The organism is Mesorhizobium carmichaelinearum (assembly GCF_900199455.1).
Lineage (GTDB): Bacteria > Pseudomonadota > Alphaproteobacteria > Rhizobiales > Rhizobiaceae > Mesorhizobium > Mesorhizobium carmichaelinearum.
On record NZ_FZQR01000153.1, the window covers coordinates 1 to 470 of the forward strand.

The following is a 470-nucleotide window of genomic DNA, read 5'->3' on the forward strand; positions in this document are numbered from 1 at the left end:
GGTAACCACCACCATCGTATGCGTAAGTTGGACTCACAATACCATTAAAGGAACGTGAAACTAGCACAATAGGTATATTTAAAGATACTAATTGTTGAATGCCTTCTAATGCGCTTGGAGGTATGTTGCCTTGTCCTAACGCTTCAATAACCATACCATCGATACCTTCTCGACTATAAAAACTAAAAATGTCACCTGGCATACCCATATATGCTTTGACTAATGGTACATTTAGTTTGTCATTGACATTTTCCAATGCTTGTTGGCGATATGGCATATGATGGAATTGCACACGATCCTTTGTCAATACACCTAGCGGACCATGATTTGGACTTTGAAATGTGTTTGTATTAGACGTATGTGTTTTGGTAACATTACGCGCCGTATGAATTTCATCATTAAATACAACCATCACGCCTTTATGACGGGCCTTTTCATCAGAGGCAACGCGAATAGCGGAAATATAATTA

At 38.7% G+C, this 470-nt stretch carries 1 protein-coding gene; it reads right to left on the minus strand.

Going from position 1 to position 470, the window contains the following annotated elements:
• A partial coding sequence (locus CKW40_RS46245; RefSeq protein ID WP_179298325.1) for an asparaginase domain-containing protein occupies window positions 1-470 on the minus strand: 470 nt, incomplete at both ends.